Source organism: Pseudoalteromonas atlantica (assembly GCA_007988745.1).
GTDB classification, from domain to species: Bacteria; Pseudomonadota; Gammaproteobacteria; order Enterobacterales; family Alteromonadaceae; genus Pseudoalteromonas; species Pseudoalteromonas atlantica.
Genome location: BJUT01000008.1, coordinates 29491 through 48883 on the forward strand (window position 1 = coordinate 29491; position 19393 = coordinate 48883).

Consider the following 19393-nt stretch of genomic DNA (forward strand, 5'->3'; position numbering starts at 1 on the left):
AAATAAGCGGCTATTAAGCCGCTTTTTTTATACTAATTGTACCTAACACTACAAAAGATGCAGCTAAAGCAAAAAACATCGCTTGCTGTGCGAGCAAAGCTGCTGCAAAAAATGCTACGCCGCTGCCTATAAACAGGTATCCGCTTTTTTTAGATTGGCTCATTGTGTGTGCTCCATTTATTGTTGTCGATTATTTATACACCCTACACCGGCAATTTTCAATTTTTGAAAAATAGAACTGGCAAGGTGATAAATATTCGACTCACATCAGTGCTTCCTTTATATTAAAAGCCAATTTTTAAAACTATTCAGAAAACTATGGCCTCTACTTTTTTTAAAAGCGCTAGCCTAAGCCTGCTAGTCGCTCTCTTTGGTTGCTCTGAACCTGCAAGCGAGCATTCTTCTTTAGAAAATACGCCCGGCGTAAGCCTAAATAACGTTAAACAGCATATAAAAACGCTAGCCTCTGATGACTTTCAAGGTCGCGGCCCACTTACTCATGGTGAAGTAAAAACAGTAGGTTACTTGAGCGAGCAATACGAAGCTATGGGTTTAACTGGGGCGTATAATGGTAAGTTTTTACAGCCGGTAAAAATGGCAATGGTCACGGCCAATCAAAATATGCAATTGCAGGTGGGCGACTTAAAGTTTAAAGCAGGTAAGGATTTTACCGCCCGTACAGAGCAATTACAGCCAGTAATAGATGTACGAAACTCTGACATTGTATTTGTGGGTTACGGTATTAATGCCCCCGAATACAACTGGAACGATTACGAAAACATTAATGTTGAAGGTAAAACCGTTATTGTATTGGTAAACGACCCTGGCTTTGCTACACAAAACGATGCGTTATTTACAGGTAATGCTATGACCTACTACGGCCGGTGGACTTACAAATACGAAGAAGCCGCACGCCAAGGTGCCAAAGCGGTATTTATTGTGCACGAAACTGCCCCTGCAGCTTACCCTTGGGGCGTGGTTGAAAGCTCAAACACAGGGACTAAATACACCCTGATGGACAATAACCTAAACGCTTCTAAGCTCCCAGTTATGGGCTGGCTAACACTTAATACTACTGAGCAAATTTTTAATGCCGCACAGCTTAACTACCAAAATTTAAAACAAAAGGCTTTAAGTGATGACTTTAAAGCCACAGCGCTTAATTTAACAGCCAACCTTTCATTTAAAAACGAAGTATCGCATGCCAAATCACATAACGTAGTTGCGCAAATTACAGGAAGCGACGCCCCTAATGAGTACGTGGTAATAGGTGCTCATTGGGATCATTTTGGTACCAAGCAAACCGACAGCGGCCCTAAAATTTATAACGGCGCAGTGGATAATGCCTCTGGCACAGCGGCCACACTTGAAATTGCCCGCATTATGAATCAAATCCACCAGCAAACACCGTTTAAACGCTCTATTTTATTTGCTAATTTTACCGCAGAAGAAACTGGCCTCATTGGTTCGCAAGAGTTTGCAACCGGTGGCGTTGTGCCCACTAAACAAATGGTCGGGCTATTAAATATTGACGGAATGAACGTGCTAGATGGCACCGATTACATTTTGCAATACGGTAAAGATTTATCCACCCTAGAAAACTACCTAGCAAACGCGGCAAAAGCGCAAGGTCGCGTTGTTAAAATGGACCCTCGCCCGCAAAACGGTTTGTTTTTTAGATCAGATCATTTTTCTTTAGCTAAGCAAGGTGTGCCGAGTTTATTATTTATGAGCCTTGGCGATACCGACCCTGATTACATTGCGCATAAATACCATAAAGAAGCCGACGATTACTCGCCGCAGTGGTCATTAGGTGGCGTAAAGCAAGACATAGAGCTTATTGTTGATATAGCCACAAAGCTTGCTAACAATGGCGATTGGCCTACATGGACGAGTGACTCAGACTTTAAAGCAAAGCGCGAGCAAGATAAGCCGCATTAGCAGGTAAAGTTTAAAGCTAAATAATAATCATACCAATCGCATTAAAATCCTCCTACTTGGAGGATTTTAATTTTGAGCGCGCCCGCATTAGTAAGGTTTCAGCTTTTGCTCCTAAATACACATAAATAGCCAAGGCTATTAAAAGCCCTACCACCGCAAGCATCATCGCAATGGCCGGTAATAAGTATTCAGCCTGCCCCAACGCTGCCTTAAACATGGTTAATAGCGCCTCAATAGATATTGCAATTAGCACGGTAGATATAAACCGGGTAATTGTACGCCGTGTAGAAGAGTGCCTAAATATATCCTTATGCATTAAAATCTCTTCTTCGAGAATGGTCTTTCCTAAATCAAACACGGCCAACGCTAAAGTAATATATATAATAATGCTAAAGGGCTCGAGGGGATCAGACGCTGAGTCAAAGTGGGTTAATAATGCATATATATCGTTAAATACTATGCTCAGTAAAAAGAGTACCAAAGTAAATAAACACGCCACAATCACCCCATAACCCGCTTTAAAATAAGGCGAAATACCGGCTCGCGCGCTGTCTCCCATTACAAACTCAATTAACTGGGTTAAGCATACGTCTAACACTAAATAATGCTGCTGGTTAATTGGCTTTTTTAGCTCTTTAATAGCCGAAATACATAAATGATTAGTTGCGATAGAAATATACGGTTCGGTAAAGCACACCGAGTCGGTTTGTTTAGATTGTAAAAAGTAAGGGCGCTCACTTAAATCTTGCTGATTACCTTGCTCGGCTAATTTTTTATAGGCACGCTTAAAGCAAACATTATTGCCTTGCTGAAGCCCAGATTCGTTTAAACAGTATTGCAGCTCTAAAAAGGGATATTGCTTTACTAAAAAACGCGTATCTCGATTTTTGTTAAGCCCATCTTCAATACTCATTAAAATAGAGTCAAGCAAGCTGTGTATTACTTGCTCATACTCATGGTAGCGCTCAACACTACTTATATAACTCATTCGCGCCATAATTGTGTACTCACTCAGTTGCTATAGCGTTAACTAAGCAAGTTTAAAACCAAGTATAAAAAATGTTTTTATTCATAAGATTAAGGTTTTAACTTGCGCTCATTTGCACCTATTTGGTGAAAAAGCCGTTATGCCTGCGCCATGCACAAAAAAAGCAGCTAAGTAAATGTTACTTAACTGCTTTGTGAGTATGACCTGATAAATTTTAAGCGCGTAAAACTACGCCATAAAATTATTGTACTTTAGAAAACTCTTGCTGTGAAAGCTCACCATTTTTATCTGTATCGAGCTTATCAAACAACCGTGCTAACTGTGCGTTGGCTTGTGCTTCTGTTTTGCTAATTACGCCATCGCCATTGACATCAAAACTGTTAAAGTCGACCGCGGCAAACGCCGCTGATGAAGAGGCAAGGGCTAGAAGTGCGATAAATTTTTTCATAATCATTTCCTTAGGCTAAGTGATTGGCAAAGGGGAAGAAATCCTTTTCTGAGATCCATAAAGGGAGAATCGGTTATTTGTATTCAAAAAAATCGTTTTCGGTTAGGCCATTTCGGCTTTGCATATTTAATTGCTGCATTATTTGTTCTGCTGATTGATCACTTTGGTTTGTTAAATCACCTTCGCCTTGCATAGGTGTTTTAAACTCTGTATTTGCCAATACCACCGATGATGACACCAAGGTGATAAGTACAAGTGTTGTTTTCAGCTTAGTCATAATGTAATCCTTCAATAATATGCATTACCTGTATAAATTTGCACTGAGGTGGTTACAATTCACTTCCTTGATATTCTTTTTAATAGGCTCCCTTGCCTATTTAGGTTGTCTTTGGCAACTCAGAATCATGCTTACACCACAGCGCATTAATCGTCTACGCTTGTAAAACCTCTGCTTTAAAAAGTTTACCGCTTGTGTTGGTATCAAACTTTGCAAATGTGCCAGAAAATACCAGCGCTATTGCAAGCAAAGTTGGGTATCGCTTTTACATATCGATTCCTTCGCTATGCGTTTATAATAAAATGCCCTGTGTATTACACTGTCCTTGTTATTCTTTATGGTAAGCTCCCTTGCCTACTTAGGTTGTCTTTGGCAACTCAGAATTAACGTGCCACTGGGCGTTAACTACTCAAAGCACTCACTTATGCTTTGTCGAACTCACTCTTAGATAGCTCGTTGTTTTTGTCAGTATCAAGTTTTGTAAACTGACTCATTAATTCAGCATCAGCAGATGCTTCTAACGGGCTTAATGTGCCACTGCCATCTTTATCGAGTGTGTCAAAATCTGTTACTGCAAAAGCCGCTGATGAAGAGGCTAAAGCCATTAATACCAATGTTGATTGTGCCTTTTTCATAATGAAATCCTTCATAGGGTTAGGGGAGTAGCCAATTGGCGTTACCCACGTTTTGCTTAATACAGCTTAACTATTACAACTTCAGTGCCATGTTTTATTTTCAATTAATAAACAATGAGTTATGCGATAAGTATATGGAAAAATTAAGTTTCGAGGGGTATTTTTGTTGCTTTTTAGCAACAGTTAGATGAGCCACTTAAAATAAAGCAATAGAATCAACAGCTTATGATTTATAAAAAAGCCACACATGAGCTAAAAGCTAACTAAAAACATAATCTGGGGAAGTTTAAGAATAAACTAAAGCTGAACAGCTTAATTAAAACAATTAAACGTCATAAAACCTAAAACATAACCAATTGAAATATATTGATATTTAAAAAAATATTTAGCGTTTATTTTTTAAAAGCATGGCAAGCCTGTAAAAAACAGGCATTTGTTGCCAAATGGCGAATTTAGTAAAAGGCAGGGATTAAAAAGAGAGCGCATTGCATTTAGTTGGGCAAAACAAATTGGCGTTTTTAAAGTATAAAAACAATTTAACTACTTCCAGCCTTGACGCCATTTTTGTGTGTCTTTTAAATCTCGCCAGCGTATTGAGTACTGATTTTTAGAAAATACCGACTCGGTAATGCATTCAATTACATTACCCTCTTCATCGTATTCTACTTCTACAATGATAAAGTGTTTTTCTTTGTTGATAGCTGGAGTGGCAGTCCACTTACTGTTTAGTAATTTTTTAGGGTTTAAGTTATTCATTAAATAATCTAGTGTGCTTAATTAACACTAATACGACATAACCCGTTGTTTAGCTCAACATAAAGTTAGGCCGTATTAATGTTACTTTATCTACTCACTGGTTACTCAGCGATTAACTTACCTTTATACATTTTCATTTGGCAATGAAAGTCGTACTCACCTGCTTTAAGTGCAGGCAAAGTGATTGTATTATCTCCCATTGCAAGGCTTTCACTTACATCAAGCTGCGGGAACACCATAGTTTCGGCGCACGGTGCACTGTCTTTTCTATCAAATGTAAGCGTTACTTTTTTATTAGCCGCCACCTTTATATGACTTGGTTGATAAACGCCGTTATCTACCACTATGGTTTGCGTATTATCATTACTGTGTATTTGCTTTGGCTTATAAAGCCAAAACCAATAAATAATGGCCACTATTAATACTGCACCAAGTAAATTTATCATTAACATTATCGACTCCTTAGCGCTTATTGGGTTTATAAAAACGTAAGCGATTGGCATTAGTGACTACTGTCAGTGATGAAAGCGCCATAGCTGCGCCCGCCACTACTGGGTTTAGTAGTACACCAATAAACGGATACAACACACCGGCTGCAATAGGGATGCCCGCAACGTTATAAATAAAGGCACCAAACAAGTTTTGTTTAATGTTTTTAATTGTTGCGCTACTAATGGCAATAGCATCGGCAAGGCCATGAAGTGAGCCACGCATTAAAGTAATATCGGCGCTTTCTATGGCTACATCTGTACCTGTGCCAATTGCAAAACCGACATCTGCTTTAGCAAGCGCGGGGGCATCATTGATCCCATCACCCGTCATGCCTACAATCTCGCCTTGCTGCTGGCGTTTAGTGACTTCGTTTACTTTATCCTCTGGCAACACTTCTGCGATAAAATCATCAATACCGACTTTTTTAGCCACAGCGTGTGCGGTCGCTTTATTATCGCCAGTGAGCATTACTAGATGAATACCTTCATTTTGCAGGCGCTTGATTGCCTGTACTGAGTCTTCTTTTAGCGGGTCCGCCACCGCAATTAAGGCCATAAGTTGGTTATTACAGGCAAAGTACATCGGGGTTTTTGCATCATTTGCAAAGGTGTGTGCTTGCTCTGTGGCGTCATCAACTGCAATCTCGTATTTATCCATAAGCGCTTTATTGCCAAATAGCAGTGTTTGCTCATTCACCGTTCCACTTACACCTTTACCGGTAATCGCATCAAAGTCGGTAACTTTACTCAAGGTTACGTTTTGTTTTTGAGCGTACTGTGTAATCGCCTCCGCAAGTGGGTGCTCAGAGCTATTTTCGAGGCTTGCAACTAATTGCATTACGTTATTTTCATCTGCGTTATTAAACGTTACAACATCTGTTACCTGTGGTGCACCTTGGGTGATAGTGCCGGTTTTATCTATAATCATGGTAGTAATTTTAGAGGTAGTTTGCAGTGACTCGCCATAGCGAATTAATATGCCAAACTCGGCGGCTTTACCTATCCCCACCATTACCGACATAGGCGTTGCTAAACCCAGCGCACACGGGCATGCAATAATCAGCACGGTGGTTAACGCTACCACAGCATAAGCAATTGAAGGGGCTGGGCCAAAATTCAACCATGCAAGGGCTGCTAGTATCGCAATTATCATTACTGTGGGCACAAAAATGCCCGATATAACATCGGCTAATCGCCCTATTGAAGGCTTAGAGTTTTGCGCGCGTTTTACCATATTAATGATATTGGCAAGGGTTGTTTCTTGGCCTATATGTGTGGCTTCAAATAATAATGTACCACTTTTATTAATACTGCCAGCAACCACTTTATCGCCTGCTTGTTTACTCACTGGCATAGGCTCACCCGTGAGCATAGATTCATCTAGTTTGCTGCTACCTTCGAGCACATCACCATCTACCGGGATTTTTTCGCCTGGGCGTACCCTTACATGGTCGCCCTTTTGCACATCACTAATGTCTATATCTTGCTCTGCGCCATCGCGTATTACACGGGCTGTTTTTGCTTGTAAGCCAATTAACCGCTTAATAGCCTGCGAAGTACGTCCACGCGCTTTCACTTCAAAAGCCAGGCCTAAACTAATTAACCCGATTATCATTGAAGAAGCTTCAAAATAAACGTGCCTTGCAACCTCAGGTAGTAAGCTAGGCGCAAGTACAACAAACATTGAATATAACCACGCAGTGCCCGTTCCCAAAGCAATAAGCGTATCCATGTTAGCACCATGATTTTTAAATGACTGCCATGCGCCTTTATAAAATTGCTTACCTGCTACAGCCATAACGACAAACGTGATAATACCGACCACACCCCATGCAATTCGCTGGTTAGTGGTTGTCACGCTCATATCAAAAATAAGCCCATAAATCATAAGCGGTACGCCCACACCTAAAGCCAGCATCATGTTGCGCATTAGCTTTTTGTAATGTGCCTCGTCTGACTTGGCTTTTTCATCAAGCGCATCTTGCTCTGATGTGTTATCCATAGGTTTTGCGCTGTAACCTATATTTTCAACGGCGCTAATTAATGTGCTTTGCTGCGCGCTACCCTCTACTCGTACGGTGCGATCTGCAAAGTTCATTTCGACATTGTTTGCGCCTTGCACACTATTGAGGGCTTTTTCTATTTTGGCTACACAACTGCCACAATTAGCACCTTCAATAATAAAGTTTTGCTCTGTTGTTTTACTGCTACTCATTGCACATCTCCGCTTTTATTTGGCTCAACAAGTGGGTCAACAAACGTCTCTATTAAGCTACACACATCACTTGCAACAGCGCCGTCTGTCGATGTTTCCCACTGTTTTAACGCCGCTTGCATACGCACTCGTAATTTAAGGGTTTCTTGAAACAAGGCTTCGGTTTCTTCTAAACGTTTTGCAATAATTTGCCGTGTAAGTGGGCATGGGCAATGCCCTTGTTCTGACTCGCCAATGATATGCTGTATATCTTTTAGGGAAAACCCGAGCTTTCGGGCGCTTATAATAAACTGTAAACGTTGGCGGTCTGCTTTTGTATATTGTTGATAACCATTACTTTGGCTACGTATGGGCGTTAAAAGGCCTATTCGTGTGTAATGACGAACTGTATCAGGCGTTACACTCATTAACTTCGCTAATTGCTTAACATACATAATTTAGCCCCCTTAGATTTTAGAGCTCAATTGTAAACCTATGTGTGACACACAGGTCAATAGAGGGGAGCATTAAAGCATAATTTAAATTTACTGGAGCTGATAAAATAAAAGCGCGCTAATGGGCGCGCTTAAAAAGAGGCAGAGAGATTAATTTTCTTGTTGGCGAGAGGCTTTTAGCTCTTCACTTAGTTCACCGGCTATTTGCTGAATTTTTGGCATTGCATCTTGCACTAGGCTTTGCGACATTTGCATAGACTCTTGCATTACTACAGGCATTTTTTGAAGAATTTTTTGCCCTGTTTCAGTTTTATAAAACGCCAGCATGTCGGCAATTTCTTGCTCGTTAAAATGTTTGTCGTAAACGTTAACCATCATCGGCTGCATTTTTTTCCAGCTCATTTCGGTTTTAAGTACGTTGGTCATATCTGCGTAGTATTTATCAAAAATAGCTTGCTCAGAGGGCTTAACACCCATTTGTGCAGACATATTTTTCATCATGCCTTCAACTTGCCCGTACATAGAATCAACCATAGCATCCATGTTCATCACGTTTATCAGCTCGTCTATTTTTTGCTGCTTAGTTGCTTCGTCAGCCAATACGCTGCCAGAAAATATAAGTAACGAAAGTAATAGTGCCTTAGCCATTGTCATATCCTTAAATATAAAAAAGTAAGACCATACTCACATGATTAATATCAATCCGCAATAATACTTACTCATTTTACGGGGGTAAACGGGTCGCTACTTACGTTAAAAAATTCTCATTCAGAACAACTAAATAGCTAATTTTTTACTAAATTATCAACACGTTTTACCAGCCTCAGAGTAAATTACTTAATTATGCGAACGGGTATAAAATAGTTTGTAAATGTGTAAACCCATACTAAAAAGGCCAAATAAAACATGTTTATTTGGCCTTTTTATCAGTGCACAGGGGCTAATCGTCTTCTACGTTATCGAGCCCTTTTGTGCCTTCTTTTGCTTTAAGCTTATGATGAATCGCTGATTTTATTAACATATACCCACTAATAGGGGCAGTAATTAATAAAAACACGGTAATTAAAATCTCTTTTACGCTTATGGTGTGCACCGACGTTGCAAAAAACACCATTGCAGCAATTAATATGCTGGCCATACCCAGTGTTGTTGCTTTAGTAGGGCCGTGTAAGCGCATGTAAAAATCAGGTAATTTAATTAAGCCCAGCGACCCTATTAAAATAAATAGCCCACCAAAAAGTAGTAATATTGATACAACCCACTCGCTTATCATTATAATATCCTATTCAATTAAGTCGCCGCGTAGTAAATACTTACACACTGCAACAGTACTTATAAAGCCAAGCATCGCGATTAATAACGCGGCTTCAAAGTACAAACCAGTGCCCATACTAATACTGTATAAAATAATTAACGCGATAACATTAATGTACATAGTATCTAGGGCTAAAACTCTATCAGGCACTGAGGGGCCAATAATTAATCGCCATAGGTTTAACAGTAACGATAAACCAATCATGGCAAATACAATAAGTAATACAGTATCTAACATTGAAATATCTCCTTTAGGGGAGCTTCGTAGCGCTGTTTAATTTGCTTAATAAGTGCCTCTTCATCTTTTAAATCAAGCACATGTATAAGTAAATAGCGCTGTTTAGGCTTTTCGCCTTCCTCTAGTGACTCAGGAATAGGATATACCTCGGCACTTACTGTACCAGGAGTAAGAGATACACAACTGGCAAGAATTGTAATGGGCATATCGTGTATTAAATCTATAGGCACCTTAACAAAAGCAGGACGTAACTTTTTAGCTGGGCCAACGATTAATAAGGCTACCTGTAAATTAGCAACCACTATATCGTAAAGTACAATGAGTAATTGTTTTAGTGCCAAACCTGGCTTTAGTATTAAAGGTTGCGGATCACGTAATGAAACACTTAATAGCGGAATAAATATCGCAAAAAACGTAGCTAATACTATATGCCCTGCGGATACACTATTATTAAGCAACAACCAAATTAAAAACAAAAACAAACTACGAAACGGCGTTGGCAACCAACGATAACGGGCTTGTAACCTCATTACTCACCTCCCTTCATAACTGCATTAATGCCACCACTTATGTCATGCAATTGCGTAGCAGCACTAACCATGTATTCACTTATTGGTCCGCCAAAAACAACTAACAAAGGTGAGCACGCAAGTAGCCCTACAATTATCATCACTTGTAATGGGTGAGCATTTTCGCCCTCGGCGCTTTCTGTTTTATTGCCTTTTCTTTCCCAAAACATACTTGTACCAGCACGAGAAAGTGCAACTAATAAAACAAAACTAGCAATTAAATAAACAGGCCAAAATAGTAAGGCTTGCTCGCTATTTAAGGTTGTTTTGAGGATCCAAACTTTTCCAACAAACCCCGATAGCGGCGGCATACCTACTACGGTTAATGCAGCAATTACAAAGCATGCTCCTAATAAGTAAGGTTGGTTTACGGCTCGTCCGGCAACCAGTCTATCCCCTACTTTGCCCCTTTGTGTGGCAATTAAATCAGCTAATAAAAATAGTGCAGCGCTGACTAATGTGGAGTGTACTAAATAATAAAGCAGTGCAGCTGTTGCAGTTACGTTTTGCAGTGCAATTAGAGCGACTAACGTGCCCACTGATACAACAACTAAATTTGCCGTTAACTTACGTAAATCTTGCGCAGCCATTACGCCAATTGCACCAACCACTATAGTAGCAATGGCTAAGCCCCATAACCACGATTGCGCCATATGTTCAAGCTCACCGGCTTGCTCACCAAAAATAACGGTATAAACGCGCAGCATGGCGTATACACCCACCTTGGTCATAATAGCAAATAAAGCGGCAACCACAGGCTTTGCACTGGCATAAGTATTAGGTAGCCACAAGTGCAAAGGGAGCAATGCAGCTTTTAAAGCAAATACAACTAACAGCAGTAAGCCGCCGGCCTTCGCCAAAAAGACATCATCGCCCGTTAACAGGGCTACTTTTTGCGTCATATCAGCGATGTTTAATGTACCCAGTACGCCGTATAAAATACCTAAACCAATTAAAAATACGCTCGAGCCAACCAAATTTAATATGACGTATTGGAGCGCTGCACGGGTATTTTGTTTATCTCCGGCATGCATAAGTAGTGAGTATGAGGCAATCAACAACACCTCAAAAAATACAAATACATTAAATAAGTCACCCGTTAAAAATGCCCCATTAACACCTAATATTAAAAAATGAACTAATGGATGAAAAAAGTTTCCTTTTGCATCATCGCCGGCACAGCCATATAAAATGACTCCCATTCCTAAAAAGGATGTGAGTGCAACCAATAAAGTAGAAAGCATATCGGCAACAAGCACTATGCCAAAAGGAGCAGACCAATTACCAATAGCGTATACATTGATACCACTGTTATATACATGGATTAACAGCAATGCACTGACAATAAATGTGATCACCGCCATGATTGACGAGGCAATACGGCGAATACGTAAACTTTTACCACAGGGTGGCAAAAGCAATATTACCGCTGCCAACATAGGTAATAAAATAGGCAAAGAGGTTAAATGTTGAATCATTTTTGCTCCTTGCTATCGGCTGCGCTTTTGATGATTTGCCCATCAACATGATCGCTTCCTAAATCGGCTCTACCACGTATAGCTAAAATAACCACAAACGCAGTCATTGCAAACCCTATCACTATTGCAGTAAGTACTAGTGCTTGAGGTAAAGGGTCGGCATATTCAGCCCCTGTACCAAGCACAACCGCTTTATTTATGGTTAAGCGACCCGCAGAAAACAAAAATAAGTTAACGGCATAGGAAATCATAGTAAGGCCAAGCACTACCGGAAACGTACGGGCTCTTAGCAGTAAAAACACTCCACAACTAACTAATACACCAACGCAAGATGCGTACAATAGCTCCATTAAATATTTACCTCTTTTTTCTGGGTATCTGCTGTCATGTTGCCAAGGCTTGCTAATATCATTAACGTGGCTCCAACCACTGTTAAATAAACGCCTAAATCAAACACAATTGCGCTTGCAAGTTCTGTTTTGCCAATAAATGGGATATCGAAATAATCAAACCACGTAGTTAAAAACGGCCGTTCAAAGAACCAGCTACCGACTCCAGTAAACAAGGCAATACCGATACCTGATGCAATAATTTTCCGGTAGTTGACTGCAAAGCGCTCGCTTATCCAAGCTGAGCCATGAGCCATGTACTGCAATATAAAGGCAATTGATGTTACTAAACCTGCAATAAAGCCGCCGCCAGGTAAGTTATGACCACGTAAGAAAATATAAGCCGATACTAATAATGCAAGCGGTAATAAGCTATGCGAAATACTGGCAAGTAGTATAGGGTGGCGCTCGCGTGCCCATGGGCGCCCTTCACCATCACTTGCTGGCATGAACAATGGAATACGAGAAAGCACTTTAAATATACCCAACGCTGCAATACCCAATACGGTTATTTCGCCTAGGGTGTCAAAGCCCCTAAAATCAACCAAAATAACGTTTACTACATTGGTACCGCCACCTCCTGTTTTGGCATTGGCTATGAAAAAATCTGATATCGATTCGAGTGGGCGTGTAAGTAATGCATAACATATACTTGCCACCACAACACCTAATGTTGAGGCTATCCCTAAATCTCTGAGTACTCGTAACGAACTAGACTCTTTAGGCGTATGTTGTGGTAAGAAAAACAACGCCAACATTAATAAAATAACGGTTGCTACTTCTACCGTTAATTGCGTAAGCGCTAAGTCGGGCGCAGAAAAACGCGTAAACGCCACCGACACCATAAGTCCTACAATAGAAATCATTAGTAACGCAACTACGCGTGAGCGATGCCAAATAACGGTAGCAAAAGCACCTATAATCAGTAGGCCTGCACCTATTGCGTTATGCACATCAACCGGAATACGCGGCATACTGCCCGCTAATTGTTGCATTTCAAATAATGGCCAACCGGCACATAACAATACCACCGCCAGCATTACAAAAATGTAGCGTTGTAATGAGCCGTTTTCGATAGTGTTTACCCTGCTTTGGCACCAATTAATAACTTTAAGCACAATTAGCTCAAAGGTTTTTTTAGCATTAAGTGGCGGTAATGATGCTTGAAATTGAAATAGGTATTTACGATTTATATAAATAAACAAACCACCCACTACCGCCATGGCGCTCATTAATAGCGGTAAGTTAAAACCATGCCATATAGCCAGTTCGTACTCTGGTACCTTTTGACCAAGTACAGCCAAAGACGCAGCAGATAAAATGCCATCGACTGAAAAATGCGGGAACAAACCAACCAGCACACACAGCACAACCAATACTTCAATAGGGAGTCGCATATAACGCGGAGCCTCATGCGGCTGGCGTGGTAAATCAATTGGCTCGCCATTAAAAAATACATCGTGAATAAAACGCGACGAATAAGCCACCGATAACGCCCCTGCAATAGTGGCTAACACCGGGATTAACCACGACATAGAGCCAAGCACTTGCTGATGTAAGGTTTCGGCAAAAAACATTTCTTTAGATAAAAAGCCGTTAAGCAATGGCACACCCGCCATTGAAGCAGCCGCAACCATGGCAAGTGTGGCCGTATACGGTAAATACCGCCACATACCATTAAGCTTACGCATATCACGAGTGCCGGTTTCATGGTCAATTATACCTGCTGCCATAAATAGCGAGGCTTTAAACGTGGCATGATTAATAATATGGAATATTGCCGCCACAGTAGAGAGCTCAGTATCTAGGCCCAATAACAGGGTAATTAACCCTAAATGGCTAATGGTTGAGTACGCTAACAGGCCTTTTAAATCGTGTTTAAATAAGGCGATATAAGCGCCAAATAAAAGCGTTGTTAAACCGGTTAAACCAACCAGTAAAAACCAAGTATCTGTACCTGAAAGTACTGGGTGAAAACGCGCTAATAAAAATATACCTGCTTTTACCATAGTCGCAGAGTGTAAATACGCGCTAACAGGGGTTGGGGCTGCCATAGCGTGAGGTAGCCAAAAATGAAATGGAAACTGTGCCGATTTAGTAAATGCACCTAGCAAAACTAATACCAGTGCTATTTCGTATAAATCATGTGATTGAACAATTGCCTTGCTAGCTAAAATTACATCTAGGTCGTAACTGCCAACTATATCGGCCACTAACATTAAACCTGCCAGCAGTGCTAAGCCACCGGCACCAGTAACAGCTAGCGCCATGCGAGCGCCCTTTCGTGCTTCTGTTTTATGCCACCAATAGCTAATTAATAAAAACGAGCTAATGCTGGTCAGTTCCCAAAACAGCCAAAGCTGAATAACATTGTTAGACATAACAATGCCCAGCATTGCGGTCATAAACAACAATAAGTAACTATACAGCTTAGCTAAGGAGTCGTTTTTACTCAGATAATAACGTGCGTAGGTAATTACCAGTATGCCTATGCCTAAAATCATAAACATAAACAGTAAGCTCAAGCCATCAAGACGAAATGATAAGTCCAGTCCAACAGCGGGGATCCACGTTACAGCATAACGAATCGTTTCACCTGCTAAAATAGCGGGGGTGTGGTATAGCGTAATACCTAATGCTGCTAAAGGGGCAAGTACAGTGACAGCTGCAGCTTGCGTACGGGATAGTTTGCCGGTGCATGAAGAAATAACACTGCCAATTAAGGATAACAAAGGTATCCAGAGCAAAGTCATAATGTAGGGCCTTTTATAATCATAAGTTTATCCTTACGTTTTATACATCACGAAAAGATGCTTTTACTGTCTGTTTTTAAACGACATTAATACGTACAGTTATACTTATAAACGGCCATTTTGTCTATAGATAGCAAGCCTAATCGATTTAAATTTAATCAAGCTGAGCGGTTTTAGCAGCATTGATTTGATCAACCCACAAAGCCCTGTACCGCTTTGATAAACCTAGTTGTTGATACTGCATAATTGACCATTGCTTAGCTGGCTTATATGCCACGCCGCCTTGCTGGCAGCTTAAGCTTTTGTGCCATCCATTTGGCGCAGCCTCACCTTGCGAAATATATAAATTTGGGGCCACGTATCCTTGGCGTTTACACAGCCAGCGCTGTTTAGAAATAGGCAGCGTATATTCATCTTCAAAACCACTAAAGTGCATTAGCTCATGCAAAAATACATTATAGTTTGCCTGGGTACTTAGCTGCATTTTTTTACCTGTTACATTGGCGCTGCCGCTCGTACCCATAATTACAGTGTAGTCATAACCGTTAGTAGACTGCGCTTTTAAGTGCGCGTTTTGCCATAAGCAATTAGCCATGTCCGAGGTGGGAGCGCAGTCAATTGCGCCCCCAGCGTAAACCGGTTTACTTAAGCAATACGCCCCGCTTTGCGGCTCAGGTTTTTTATTATACTGCGCGGCAAAACTTGATAACTTAAACAAGGCTCCTCTATTTACACCTAATAGCAGCACATTGTAACTACAGCTATTGTTAATCGGCGGGCGTGTATTTAACGCTGCAAAACCAAGTTGATGTAAAAAGGAAGGCGAAACTTGCTCATAGTCACTCCCTTTGTGCAGCGCTAAATGATTAAATGCCGCGCCTTTAGGCAGTAAGTTTTGGGCTAACAATAGTTGAAGGTCATTCCAGCGCCCTTGCTTTAAAAGAGCATCCGCGAGTTGTTGGCGCTTGTTGTGCCCAACATGCTCAATACTTTGTAGCCAAAATAACTTTGCTTGCTCGTTTTTGCTTGCATTAATCAGCTTTAAAGAATAATTGTACTGAGCTGATGGGATATTTTTACGCGCTAAAAAGCCTAAGGTCAGCTCGGGAAGATGTGCAATATTATTTGCAAAGTAACGGGGAAATTGCCAATAACTTTGCAGCGGATTAGCCTGAGCGTGAAGTACATGCCAAAAGCTAATGCTGCTTAACTGGTTGCTAGAGCCTTCAATAAGCAGGCTAAATAGCAAACCAATCAGATAACACAGGTATTTAACTAGCGTCTGCACCAGCCATAAGCTCAAGCTCTAAACGTGCATATTTGTATTCAATAAACTCATGCACATTAGTGGATAATGCCAACCTAAAGTAATCAGCAGCTAAAAACTGCTCACCGGCTGCTTGGTGCATTTTGGCTAAGTAAAAGTACGCCTCGCATAAGCGCTGTGCGTATTCTTGCTCTGATTTAACGCCCTCGCTAATACCCGATAAAAACGTATGCTCACTCATATCGCCGGTATAAAGCGAAATTAACTGATACGCCCATTGCGATTCATCCAGGGCTGCAGCATTTGTTTTAAGAGCGGCTAATGCTTGTTGTTTATCCTCTTGCGACTGTGCCAGGTAAAGCCATAAAACACGGTAAGGATCGTTGGGTGAACGCGCTAAAAACTCATCAAAGTCACTTTGCGCCAGGTTTGCTCTTTCACCATAATACAGTGCGATGCCACGGTTTAAATAAGCGTATTCATGCTCTTCATTAAGCTCAAGGGCTGAGTCAAAAAACTCATACGCTTTTTCGTATTGCTGCATTAAAGTGTGCTGAATACCTAAAAAGTTATACACCTCGGCTAAATCAGGCTTTAGTTTTATAGCGCGGTTAAAATCAATGCGCGATAACGTGGTCATTCCTAAGCTATCAAATAATACCCCACGGTCATAATAAAGCTTAGCTTGTTGCTCGGTACTTAAATCGGCTCGATTTAATAGCTCAGAGTAACGTGCAATCGCAATTTCACTTCTAAAGTCAGATGCAAGGGGTGCAGTAAAAGGCACATTAACAATCGGCGTAGGTTTTGATTCAGTCGTGGTTTGGCAAGCGCTTAAAGACAAAATAGCAAAAGATGCCAAAGCTAAATGTTTGAGTATCATTAAAATCCTTAATACCAAGATATATCGCAATAAAAATAAGACAGACCTTGTCTAATAAGGTTTCATTAAAGCATAAAAAAAGGGGCTAAACAGCCCCTTTTTTATTATCCCGCGTATATTAACGGGTTAAAGTTTAGCAATTATGCGTCTTTTGACTCATCAGCTGCAGGTGCTGCTGATTCCATTGCTTCTTTAATGCTTAGACGTACGCGGCCTTGGCGGTCTACTTCTAGTACTTTAACTTTAACTTCTTGACCTTCACTTAAGTGGTCAGTTACGTTGTTAACACGCTCTGTGCTGATTTGAGAAATATGCACTAGGCCATCTTTACCAGGAAGAATGTTTACAAACGCACCAAAGTCAACAATACGTACAACTTTACCAGTGTAGATAGTACCTACTTCTAGTTCTGCTGTTAATTGCTCAATACGTGTAATTGCGTTTTGCGCGCTTTCACCGTCTGTTGCAGCAATCTTAATTGTACCGTCGTCTTCAATTTCAATTGTTGTGCCTGTCTCTTCAGTAAGTTGACGGATTGTAGCGCCACCTTTACCAATTACTTCAGCAATCTTCTTAGCAGGAATTTGCATAGTGTAGATGCGAGGAGCAAACATTGATAATTCTTCAGAAGGAGCAGAAATCGCTTCATCCATCACACCTAAAATGTGTAAACGTGCAGCTTTTGCTTGTTTAAGCGCAATTTGCATGATTTCTTGTGTGATACCTTCAATCTTGATATCCATTTGTAGTGCAGTGATACCGTTAGTAGTACCTGCTACTTTAAAGTCCATGTCACCTAAGTGATCTTCATCACCTAAGATATCTGAAAGAACAACAAACTTCTCATCTTCTTTCACAAGACCCATCGCGATACCCGCAACAGACGCTTTAATTGGTACACCCGCGTTCATAAGAGCTAGTGACGTACCACAAACAGATGCCATTGAAGACGAACCGTTAGATTCAGTGATTTCAGATACAACACGAATTGAGTAAGGGAACTCAGTAAGTGTAGGCATTACAGCAGAAATACCACGCTTAGCTAGGTTACCGTGACCAATTTCACGACGCTTAGGAGAACCTACAAAACCAGTTTCACCTACACAGAATGGAGGGAAGTTGTAGTTAAGCATAAAGTGGTTTTTGTGTGTGCCCGTTAAATCATCGATTAACTGTGAATCACGTTCTGTACCAAGTGTAGCTGTAACTAATGCTTGAGTTTCACCACGAGTAAAGATTGCAGAACCGTGAGTACGTGGTAATACGCCTGTCATTACGTCTAATGCACGGATCATGTCTGGTTCGCGACCATCGATACGTTTTTCACCAGCAGTGATGCGGCCACGTACAATTTTCTTCTCTAAAGAACCAAATACTTTACCTACTTCTTGCTTATCAAGTGTTTCATCTTCAGCAAGCTCGCTTGTAAGCGCTTCAATTACAGCGTCTTTTGCTGCAGTTAATGCTTCTTTACGCGCTACTTTATCGGTAATACGGTAAGCTTCACCTACTTTATCAGCTGCAAGTTCAGCTACTTTTTCTTCAAGCGATACGTTTTTCTCAGGTGCAGACCAATCCCATGTAGGCTTGCCCGCTTCTGCTTTAAATTCGTTGATTGCGTTGATAATAGCTTGAGATTGCTCATGGCCGTATACAACCGCGCCTAGCATTACGTCTTCAGCTAGTACGTCAGCTTCTGATTCAACCATTAGTACTGCGTTATCAGTACCTGCAACTACTAAATCAAGTTGGCTTTCTTCAAGCTCTTTTAGTGTTGGGTTAAGTACGTACTCACCGTTGATGTAACCAACGCGTGACGCACCAATTGGGCCGCTAAATGGGATACCAGAGATAGCAAGTGCTGCTGATGTACCAATCATCGCAACCATATCTGGTTGGATTTCAGGGTTTACAGATACAACGGTTGCAATAACTTGTACTTCGTTTACGAAACCATTTGGGAAAAGTGGACGAATTGGACGGTCAATAAGACGTGCAATAAGTGTTTCGCCATCGTTAGGACGACCTTCACGCTTTAAGAAACCACCCGGGATACGACCCGCAGCGTACATACGCTCTTGGTAGTTAACTGTTAGTGGGAAAAAGTCTTGACCAGGTTGAGCTTCACGCTTACCAACTACAGTAACTAATACTGACGTGTCGCCGATGCTTGCTAATACTGCGCCGTCTGCTTGACGTGCGATTGCACCTGTTTCTAGGGTGACTGTGTGTTGACCTAGTTGAAATTCTTTAATAATTGCTTGCACTTAAAATATTCCTTAAATGTTTTTATATTTCATTAATAAGTGTCATTAAA

20 protein-coding genes are annotated in these 19393 nt (G+C 40.9%); 1 reads left to right on the top strand and 19 read right to left on the bottom strand.

Going from position 1 to position 19393, the window contains the following annotated elements:
* Positions 1-13: 13 nt before the first annotated feature.
* Positions 14-163: a hypothetical protein gene (locus PAT01_RS20065; RefSeq protein WP_024033773.1), complete on the bottom strand. Its 150-nt coding sequence runs from the start codon at positions 161-163 to the stop codon at positions 14-16.
* Positions 164-318: 155 nt separating this feature from the next.
* Here PAT01_RS20065 and PAT01_RS05850 point away from each other — a divergent pair, with 155 nt between their 5' ends.
* Entirely contained in the window at positions 319-1941 is a 1623-nt protein-coding gene (locus PAT01_RS05850; protein WP_154945150.1) for a M28 family metallopeptidase, read from the top strand.
* Positions 1942-1993: 52 nt separating this feature from the next.
* Here PAT01_RS05850 and PAT01_RS05855 read toward each other — a convergent pair whose 3' ends face one another.
* From PAT01_RS05855 to pnp, 18 genes are all read right to left on the bottom strand, one after another.
* The gene (locus PAT01_RS05855) at positions 1994-2938 is read right to left on the bottom strand and encodes an EAL-associated domain-containing protein (RefSeq protein ID WP_154945152.1); all 945 of its coding nucleotides are present in this window, start codon (positions 2936-2938) and stop codon (positions 1994-1996) included.
* A gap of 232 nt (positions 2939-3170) precedes the next feature.
* Entirely contained in the window at positions 3171-3377 is a 207-nt protein-coding gene (locus PAT01_RS05860) for an EF-hand domain-containing protein (protein WP_154945154.1), read from the bottom strand.
* A 73-nt stretch (positions 3378-3450) separates the two neighbouring features.
* Complete coding sequence (locus tag PAT01_RS05865) at positions 3451-3654, bottom strand: calmodulin (RefSeq protein ID WP_154945156.1); 204 nt, start codon at positions 3652-3654, stop codon at positions 3451-3453.
* 422 nt (positions 3655-4076) lie between these two features.
* Positions 4077-4289 carry an EF-hand domain-containing protein gene (locus PAT01_RS05870; RefSeq protein ID WP_004585903.1) on the bottom strand — a complete coding sequence of 71 codons (213 nt, stop codon included), beginning with the start codon at positions 4287-4289 and terminating at the stop codon, positions 4077-4079.
* A 540-nt stretch (positions 4290-4829) separates the two neighbouring features.
* The gene (locus PAT01_RS05875; protein ID WP_024033778.1) at positions 4830-5045 is read right to left on the bottom strand and encodes a TIGR02450 family Trp-rich protein; all 216 of its coding nucleotides are present in this window, start codon (positions 5043-5045) and stop codon (positions 4830-4832) included.
* 101 nt (positions 5046-5146) lie between these two features.
* Entirely contained in the window at positions 5147-5497 is a 351-nt protein-coding gene (locus PAT01_RS05880) for a cupredoxin domain-containing protein (protein WP_029772196.1), read from the bottom strand.
* A 10-nt stretch (positions 5498-5507) separates the two neighbouring features.
* Complete coding sequence (locus tag PAT01_RS05885; protein WP_154945158.1) at positions 5508-7751, bottom strand: heavy metal translocating P-type ATPase; 2244 nt, start codon at positions 7749-7751, stop codon at positions 5508-5510.
* On the bottom strand, positions 7748-8185 hold the full coding sequence (locus tag PAT01_RS05890) for a MerR family transcriptional regulator (RefSeq protein ID WP_154945160.1): 438 nt from the start codon (positions 8183-8185) through the stop codon (positions 7748-7750). Before PAT01_RS05890 ends, PAT01_RS05885 begins: the two co-directional genes overlap by 4 nt.
* Positions 8186-8335: 150 nt before the next feature.
* Positions 8336-8833, bottom strand: a complete 498-nt coding sequence (locus PAT01_RS05895; RefSeq protein ID WP_054982209.1) for a DUF2059 domain-containing protein — start codon at positions 8831-8833, stop codon at positions 8336-8338.
* Between the two features lie 292 nt (positions 8834-9125).
* Complete coding sequence (locus PAT01_RS05900) at positions 9126-9458, bottom strand: Na+/H+ antiporter subunit G (RefSeq protein WP_004585897.1); 333 nt, start codon at positions 9456-9458, stop codon at positions 9126-9128.
* A gap of 9 nt (positions 9459-9467) precedes the next feature.
* On the bottom strand, positions 9468-9737 hold the full coding sequence (locus PAT01_RS05905; RefSeq protein WP_004585896.1) for a K+/H+ antiporter subunit F: 270 nt from the start codon (positions 9735-9737) through the stop codon (positions 9468-9470).
* Entirely contained in the window at positions 9731-10267 is a 537-nt protein-coding gene (locus tag PAT01_RS05910; RefSeq protein ID WP_054982208.1) for a Na+/H+ antiporter subunit E, read from the bottom strand. The genes PAT01_RS05905 and PAT01_RS05910 overlap by 7 nt, the downstream gene beginning before the upstream one ends.
* A complete protein-coding gene (locus PAT01_RS05915) occupies positions 10267-11784 on the bottom strand; it encodes a monovalent cation/H+ antiporter subunit D (RefSeq protein WP_154945162.1) in 1518 nt (505 codons plus the stop codon). The genes PAT01_RS05910 and PAT01_RS05915 overlap by 1 nt, the downstream gene beginning before the upstream one ends.
* Positions 11781-12134, bottom strand: a complete 354-nt coding sequence (locus tag PAT01_RS05920; protein ID WP_004585893.1) for a Na+/H+ antiporter subunit C — start codon at positions 12132-12134, stop codon at positions 11781-11783. Before PAT01_RS05920 ends, PAT01_RS05915 begins: the two co-directional genes overlap by 4 nt.
* The gene (locus tag PAT01_RS05925) at positions 12134-14926 is read right to left on the bottom strand and encodes a monovalent cation/H+ antiporter subunit A (RefSeq protein ID WP_055253048.1); all 2793 of its coding nucleotides are present in this window, start codon (positions 14924-14926) and stop codon (positions 12134-12136) included. Before PAT01_RS05925 ends, PAT01_RS05920 begins: the two co-directional genes overlap by 1 nt.
* Positions 14927-15080: 154 nt before the next feature.
* Positions 15081-16214: a hypothetical protein gene (locus PAT01_RS05930; RefSeq protein ID WP_154945164.1), complete on the bottom strand. Its 1134-nt coding sequence runs from the start codon at positions 16212-16214 to the stop codon at positions 15081-15083.
* Positions 16198-17076, bottom strand: a complete 879-nt coding sequence (nlpI, locus tag PAT01_RS05935; protein ID WP_029773956.1) for a lipoprotein NlpI — start codon at positions 17074-17076, stop codon at positions 16198-16200. Before nlpI ends, PAT01_RS05930 begins: the two co-directional genes overlap by 17 nt.
* Before the next feature lie 140 nt (positions 17077-17216).
* Positions 17217-19343 carry a polyribonucleotide nucleotidyltransferase gene (gene pnp / locus PAT01_RS05940; RefSeq protein WP_004585889.1) on the bottom strand — a complete coding sequence of 709 codons (2127 nt, stop codon included), beginning with the start codon at positions 19341-19343 and terminating at the stop codon, positions 17217-17219.
* Positions 19344-19393: the final 50 nt, after the last annotated feature.